This is a genomic window from Leptospira mayottensis 200901116 (assembly GCF_000306675.2).
GTDB classification, from domain to species: domain Bacteria; phylum Spirochaetota; class Leptospiria; order Leptospirales; family Leptospiraceae; genus Leptospira; species Leptospira mayottensis.
In genome coordinates this window covers 3,289,001-3,295,000 of the sequence record NZ_CP024871.1, presented here as the reverse complement: position 1 = coordinate 3,295,000, position 6,000 = coordinate 3,289,001, and the positions used below count along the sequence as shown (strand labels likewise).

Annotated in this window: 10 protein-coding genes (1 of these 10 running past the window's edge); 9 read left to right on the top strand and 1 reads right to left on the bottom strand. The window is 40.6% G+C overall.

Annotation, left to right across the window (positions count from 1 at the left end; translation table 11 throughout):
* The 8 genes in view from LEP1GSC190_RS15085 to rplQ are tightly spaced (at most 22 nt apart) and all read left to right on the top strand, a layout consistent with a single transcriptional unit that may run on beyond the window.
* On the top strand, positions 1–141 hold the 3' portion of the coding sequence (locus LEP1GSC190_RS15085) for an adenylate kinase (protein ID WP_002748426.1). Its footprint begins 405 nt before the window's first position; the window shows 141 of its 546 coding nt (coding positions 406–546); the start codon falls outside the window, past its left edge; it ends in the stop codon at positions 139–141.
* A gap of 2 nt (positions 142–143) precedes the next feature.
* Positions 144–362 carry a translation initiation factor IF-1 gene (infA, locus tag LEP1GSC190_RS15080; protein ID WP_001040194.1) on the top strand — a complete coding sequence of 73 codons (219 nt, stop codon included), beginning with the start codon at positions 144–146 and terminating at the stop codon, positions 360–362.
* Between the two features lie 8 nt (positions 363–370).
* Positions 371–484: a 50S ribosomal protein L36 gene (gene rpmJ, locus LEP1GSC190_RS15075; protein ID WP_000868428.1), complete on the top strand. Its 114-nt coding sequence runs from the start codon at positions 371–373 to the stop codon at positions 482–484.
* Positions 485–487: 3 nt separating this feature from the next.
* Positions 488–865, top strand: coding sequence for a 30S ribosomal protein S13 (rpsM, locus tag LEP1GSC190_RS15070; protein ID WP_002722936.1), 378 nt, complete (start codon positions 488–490; stop codon positions 863–865).
* A 2-nt stretch (positions 866–867) separates the two neighbouring features.
* A complete protein-coding gene (rpsK, locus tag LEP1GSC190_RS15065) occupies positions 868–1,278 on the top strand; it encodes a 30S ribosomal protein S11 (RefSeq protein WP_002748520.1) in 411 nt (136 codons plus the stop codon).
* An 11-nt stretch (positions 1,279–1,289) separates the two neighbouring features.
* Positions 1,290–1,913: a 30S ribosomal protein S4 gene (gene rpsD / locus LEP1GSC190_RS15060; RefSeq protein ID WP_002748385.1), complete on the top strand. Its 624-nt coding sequence runs from the start codon at positions 1,290–1,292 to the stop codon at positions 1,911–1,913.
* A gap of 22 nt (positions 1,914–1,935) precedes the next feature.
* Complete coding sequence (locus LEP1GSC190_RS15055; protein ID WP_002722915.1) at positions 1,936–2,913, top strand: DNA-directed RNA polymerase subunit alpha; 978 nt, start codon at positions 1,936–1,938, stop codon at positions 2,911–2,913.
* A gap of 1 nt (position 2,914) precedes the next feature.
* Positions 2,915–3,412, top strand: coding sequence for a 50S ribosomal protein L17 (rplQ, locus tag LEP1GSC190_RS15050; RefSeq protein WP_002748375.1), 498 nt, complete (start codon positions 2,915–2,917; stop codon positions 3,410–3,412).
* Positions 3,413–3,931: 519 nt separating this feature from the next.
* Here the strand turns inward: rplQ and LEP1GSC190_RS15045 are convergent.
* Positions 3,932–4,954, bottom strand: a complete 1,023-nt coding sequence (locus LEP1GSC190_RS15045; RefSeq protein WP_002748626.1) for an NAD(P)-dependent oxidoreductase — start codon at positions 4,952–4,954, stop codon at positions 3,932–3,934.
* Between the two features lie 86 nt (positions 4,955–5,040).
* Here LEP1GSC190_RS15045 and LEP1GSC190_RS15040 point away from each other — a divergent pair, with 86 nt between their 5' ends.
* On the top strand, positions 5,041–5,931 hold the full coding sequence (locus tag LEP1GSC190_RS15040; protein WP_036034714.1) for a lipase secretion chaperone: 891 nt from the start codon (positions 5,041–5,043) through the stop codon (positions 5,929–5,931).
* The last annotated feature ends 69 nt before the right edge of the window (positions 5,932–6,000 follow it).

Below are 6,000 nucleotides of genomic sequence, written 5' to 3'. Positions count from 1 at the left end.
ATCAAAAATCGTCTGGATAATTATAACAAGAAGACTTTACCTCTTCTGGATTTTTACGCGGCACAAAAGAAGCTCTCTCAAGTGAACGGCGTCGGGACCCTCGAAGAAGTGACTTCTTTGATTCAAAAGGAGCTAGCGTAAGAGTGGCAAAGGAAGAAGCGATCACAGTCGATGGCACCGTACTTGAGCCCCTGCCCAACGCGATGTTCCGAGTAGAACTGGAAAATGGCCACAAGGTTTTGGCCCATATTTCCGGAAAGATGAGAATGCACTATATCCGGATTTTACCGGGTGATAAAGTTACGGTGGAGCTCTCCCCTTATGACCTTTCTAAGGGAAGAATTACCTACCGCAAAAAATAGGAATCGTTATGAAAGTAAGAACATCAGTTAAGAAGATCTGCTCTAGCTGCAAGGTTATCAGAAGAAAAGGTGTGATCCGAGTGATTTGCACCAATCCTAAACACAAACAAAGGCAAGCATAAAATATGGCTCGTATTGCAGGTATTGACCTTCCCAGGGAAAAAAGAATTGTTGTAGGACTGACCTATATCTTCGGAATTGGAAACTCTCTTTCAAGGGTAATTCTGAAAAAGGCGGGAATCGACGAATCGATTCGAGTTAAAGATTTAAACGAATCTCAAGAAGCCGCGATTCGTAAAGCGCTGGAAGAAAGTGCAAAAGTGGAAGGGGACCTGCGTTCCGAAATTCAGTTGAATATCAAACGTCTGATGGATATCGGCTGTTACAGAGGACTTAGACATAGAAGAGGTCTTCCGGTGAACGGTCAAAGAACCAGGACCAACGCCAGAACCAGAAAGGGCGGTAAAAAAACGGTTGCGAACAAGAAAAAGGTAACTAAGTAATCATGGCTGACGATAAGAAATCCGTAAAGAAAGAAAAGAAAGTTAAAAAGAAGGAAAAGAAGGTAGTTCCTCGCGGGAAAGTCTATATCACCGCTTCCTTCAACAACACGATCGTTACGATCACTGATATGGCCGGAAACACGATTTCTTGGTCTACTTCGGGTGCGATGGGATTTCGCGGATCCAAAAAATCCACTCCGTACGCGGCTCAGATCGCAGCAGGAAACGCCGCTGAAAAAGCGATGGATTCGGCAGGATTGCAAGAAGTAGACGTAATGGTTTCCGGGCCCGGTATCGGCCGTGAATCCGCGATTCGTTCTTTGGTTGCCAGAGGATTGAACATTAAGATGATTAAGGATGTTACTCCGTTGCCTCACAATGGTTGTCGTCCACGTAAGAGAAGAAGGGTCTAAGGTAATTTCAGATGGCAAGATATAGAGGTCCTGTTGTAAAAATTATGAGAAGGGAGGGAGTGGATCTCTTCCTGAAGTCTAGTTATACTTTTAATAAGGATAAATTTCACCGCAAAGGGCCTCCCGGGATGCCTACGAAGAGAAAGGGCAAAGTGTCCGAATACGGCACTCAGCTCCGTGAAAAACAGAAACTGAAAAGAGCATACGGACTTTTAGAAAAACAATTCCGTAAATATTACGAAGAAGCTTCTCATTCTCACGGTGTGACCGGTGAAATTCTTCTCCAGCTTTTGGAAAGAAGATTAGATAACGTTTTGTATCGTCTCGGATTTGCAGTGACTCGTCGCCAAGCGAGAAATTTTATCGCTCACAGACACGTTCTTGTGAACGGAGAAAGAGTGGATATTCCTTCCTACAGACTGAACGTAGGGGATAAAGTGGAAATCCGAGAGAAGTTTAGGGCTTCTGCCTTCATCGCTGATAACATTCGATTGTCTCAGTCTTTGCAGGGAGTTCCGTCCTGGTTATCGGCAGATTACACAAACTTTGGCGGGGACGTTACGGCATTACCAGAACGTCATCATATCGATCTACCGGTAAAAGAACAGGTAATCGTAGAGCTTTACTCGAAATAAAATCTGATAGAAGGGTCTCAAATTGTCTCTCAAAAGCTTACTCAAAGGATTTAAACGTCCTAAGAAGATTGAATTCAACACGGAAGCGAGCACTCCCAATTACGGGAAGTTCGTTGCAGAGCCTTTTGAAAGGGGTTTTGCGACAACGATCGGTAACTCTCTCAGAAGGACTTTGATGTCCTCGATCGAGGGAGCCGCGATCTCTGCGATTCGTATAGAAGGAGTAAACCACGAGTTCTCCTTTATCGAAGGAGTTGCGGAAGACGTAACGAGAATCATTCTGAACCTGAAACAAGTTCGTATTAAATACGAGCCTGAGGAAAAGGATCAGAGCAAGATCATTCATCTCGAACTGAAAGGCGCTGGTTATTTCAGAGCGGGTGATCTCGCTGTGGATTCTTCCATAGAAATCATGAATCCCGATCTTCACATCGCCACCCTGAATGAAGACGCAAATCTAGTTATGGATTTGGAAATTCAGAGAGGAAGAGGATACGTTCCTGCGGAAGAAAAGAAAAAAGACATCGAAGTTCTCGGAACCATTCCTGTGGATTCCATCTTTTCTCCGGTTCAGAAAGTGGTTTTTGAAGTCTCGGAAACTCGTGTGGCTCAAAGATCCGATTACGAAAAACTGACTCTGGAAGTATGGACTGACGGTTCCGTATCTCCTGACGACGCCGTAGCTCAGGCCGCTAAAATTTTAAAAGAGCATCTTACAGTATTTATCAATTTCGAAGAAGAACTGGAAGAAGAAGACGACGAACTGGACGAGGCGGATGAAAAACTCAAAGCTTCTTTGTCAAAACACGTGGAAGAATTGGAACTTTCCGTTCGTTCTCTCAATGTGCTGAGAAGTCTGGAAATCGATTTCATCGGGGACTTGGTCAAAAGATCCGAAGAAGAAATGTCGAAGTCCAAACACTACAGCGATCAGTGTCTCCAAGAGTTGAAAGGAAAACTTTCTACTCTGGGTCTCTCTTTTGGAATGAGGGATTTCTAAAATGAACAAAAGAAATAAAGTAAAACACCTAAACCGCAATAAAGGTCATAGAGACGCGTTGATCAACAATATGATCACCTCTCTTTTTAAGTATGAGAGAATCGAATCCACTCAAGCAAAATTGAAAGTGATTCGTTCTCAAGCGGAGAAACTGATTACGAGAGCTAAGAAGAATCTCGTTACCGATCTGAAACCGGAAGTTCAACTTCACAACAAACGCGAAGTCATGAAAAGAATCAAAGATCGTGAAGTAGTTGTAAAACTTTTTGAAGATATCGCAAAACGTTTCGAGACCAAAAATGGCGGTTACACCCGCGTTCTGAAACTCGTGAACAGGGCTTCCGATAATTCCGAAGTTGGAATTCTAGAACTGACCTCTAAAAAAGAAAGAGCAACTCTTTTGAAAGAAAGACAAGAGAAGCGTGAAGTTCAGGAGAAAGCCAGGGAAGAAAAAAGAACCGCTAGAAAGTCAGGTTCTGTTCCCGCTCCTAAAAAATAGATCAATCTCTCAAAAAGAAAATTACAAAGAAGAAATAGAATTCTTAGTTTTCTAACTTTTCAAGCAATTTCGAAACCTATCAATTGCATGATTGTATTGCAGATATTTGATCCTATATTTCAAAGCTGAGCTTTGGTTTATGTAGATGATATGTTTTGGAGTTATTCTATTTTCAGCTTCGATAATTTTGTTTCCAAGGTTGAGATTTTACTCGCTAGAGTTTTATGGTAATTCCACAAATCATTTTCCTCTTCGATATTCAAAGGGGCTTTATTTTCTTCCGGTTTCTTTTGCCGAATAGAAGAATTTGTTCCTTTCGATAAAATATCCTTGGGATTTATCTTAAGTCATATTTCGTTTTTTCTAATGATGACAGAATTGCGTATTCGATCAAGGTTTAGCGGATTTTAAAATATAACGGGCTATGTGATTCATTTGACGGTTTGATGTCATCTACAAGAACCGAATAAAAATGGGATGAGTAAACTTTTAAGGGATTTAAAAACTGATAACACAAAATCAAACTAATCCCCAATCCAATCTTACAGGATACGAATTCCTTCTTCTTTCAAAATAACTTTGATCTCCTTTTCTCCAGGCTTCTCTTAAAAGCTGGTCTTCTTTTTTTAAGAAAGTGGAAGTTTTAAATTCTCCAGAGGTTTGTAAGAAGGATTTCAATGGTGGTAAGGTATGATCTTGGTATAAAATGGATAATTTTTCCGCGACTCGGTAAGTTCCGCTGATTCTTCCCAACTGACTATAACCGGCGATATGCGGGGTAAAAATCGAATGTTCTACTTCCGCGAGCATCTTCCCTTTTTCCTCTGAGGGAGGTTCCGGGTCAAATACATCTAAAATTTTGAATATATCGTTTCTTGCAATCAATCGGCTAAAGGCGTTCGGAGAGAGAATTTTTCCGCGACTCGTATTGATAAAAACAGTTCCTGGTGTTAAGGAATCTATCAAAGAATCCGTGACAAAATGAAATGTCGGTTCTATACCTTCTTCGATCAAAGGGACGTGGTAGCTGAGAACGGAGCAGCTTAAAACTTCCTTCAAAGGAGATGATTCCGTTCTGTAAAATGGATCGTAAAAGATGCAGTTGATTCCTTTGGATATTAGAATTTTATAAAATTCTTTCCCCGTATTTCCGTGTCCGACTATTCCGATCTTGACGGTTTTTAGCTCTGCTTCGTCGAATCGATTTAAAAGGCCAGCATAGCAGTATTCCGCGACTGAACCAGCATTACAATCAGGTGCGTTCAAAAAAATTTTTCCTGATTTTTTAAGAACATTAAAATCCACGTGATCCGTTCCTGAGCTTACAGTCGCAAAAATTTTAACTGAAGGGAAATTTAAAATACATTCTTGGTTTATTTTGAGTCTGGTGTTTGCAATCAGAATTTCGGGCTCGTTGTGTGACAAATCTCCGATTTGATTGATCGAATACGATTTTACTTCCAACTTTTCAAACGTCGAAAAAATTTCTTTAGCTCCCGTGGTTCCTTCGGGGTAATAGAGGATTGGTTTTCTTTGTCGCACTAATTTGTCATTCCATCCGAAGTGCTTTTTTGGAAAAAACAAAAAAGATTTGCTTTAAGAAAGATTTTTTTAAGAATCACAAATCCATGAAATCTCTACAGGAAAGAATTATATTTCCCGTAGTCCTCGGTTCGATCTCTGCGATTTTAATCGTATTGATCTGGTTTGCGTTTTTCAGTGGAAGTGGCGCTTCCGAAGACTCTTCGGGAAACTTGGATGCGGCGGAATTTGGACTCCAGCACCCGGAATCCGGCAAGTGGACTTTAGATCAAACGATCGTGGATACTTCACGCAGAATTTTCGATGAGAATGGAAATTGGCTCTCCTTTGATGAGTTATTACGATACGCTTCCACTGGAGAAGTCAATTTAGTTTCCGAACTTTGGGCTTTGAGAAGGGAGTGTCCCGAAGATTTAATCTACGAACAGTGTAACGAAGTTATTCGAGCTTTCATTACGGACCATTATTCCGGAAAAGAAGTTGAATATCTAATGAACCTTTTTTCGAGTTACTTGAAATACGAAATAACTATGAGGGAATTTGAACTTTCTGATAAGCTCAGTAACTCTGAAAAATACGAACTCATTAAAAAGAAAAGAAGAGAATTTTTTTCCGATAATGACGCTCAACTTATCTTCGGATTAGAGGAAGCAGAAGAAACTTACCGGAATTCCTTGGGAGGGTTTTTAATCGATACGGAGTCTTTAAGTGGCGAACAAAGAATGCAAAGATACGAGGAATTCAGAAAAAATGTCTACGGTCGATATTACGATACCGTAAAGAAGAGAGAACCTAAATATAACGCCTATGAAACCGAAATGTTTCTGAGAGAAGATGAATTGGAAAGAATGAGTTTGTCCGACCGAAACAACAAAACAAAACACATGCGTGAAAAGTATTTCGGCAAGGACGGTGCGGATCGTATAGACACGATTTATAGTAATAAGACCGAAGAAAAAAAAAGGAAGGAAAAATAAATCGTGTAAGGGAAATCTGATTGGATCGGGAAAAATCCTAACGTCAAGGAAAAGGCCTTGATGGAGATT

Bases quoted from the DNA above. Each gene is read 5' to 3' on its own strand.
- rpmJ (WP_000868428.1), top strand. From the start codon at position 371: ATGAAAGTAAGAACATCAGTTAAGAAGATCTGCTCTAGCTGCAAGGTT.
- rpsM (WP_002722936.1), top strand. From the start codon at position 488: ATGGCTCGTATTGCAGGTATTGACCTTCCCAGGGAAAAAAGAATTGTT.
- rpsK (WP_002748520.1), top strand. From the start codon at position 868: ATGGCTGACGATAAGAAATCCGTAAAGAAAGAAAAGAAAGTTAAAAAG.
- rpsD (WP_002748385.1), top strand. From the start codon at position 1,290: ATGGCAAGATATAGAGGTCCTGTTGTAAAAATTATGAGAAGGGAGGGA.
- rplQ (WP_002748375.1), top strand. From the start codon at position 2,915: ATGAACAAAAGAAATAAAGTAAAACACCTAAACCGCAATAAAGGTCAT.
- LEP1GSC190_RS15040 (WP_036034714.1), top strand. From the start codon at position 5,041: ATGAAATCTCTACAGGAAAGAATTATATTTCCCGTAGTCCTCGGTTCG.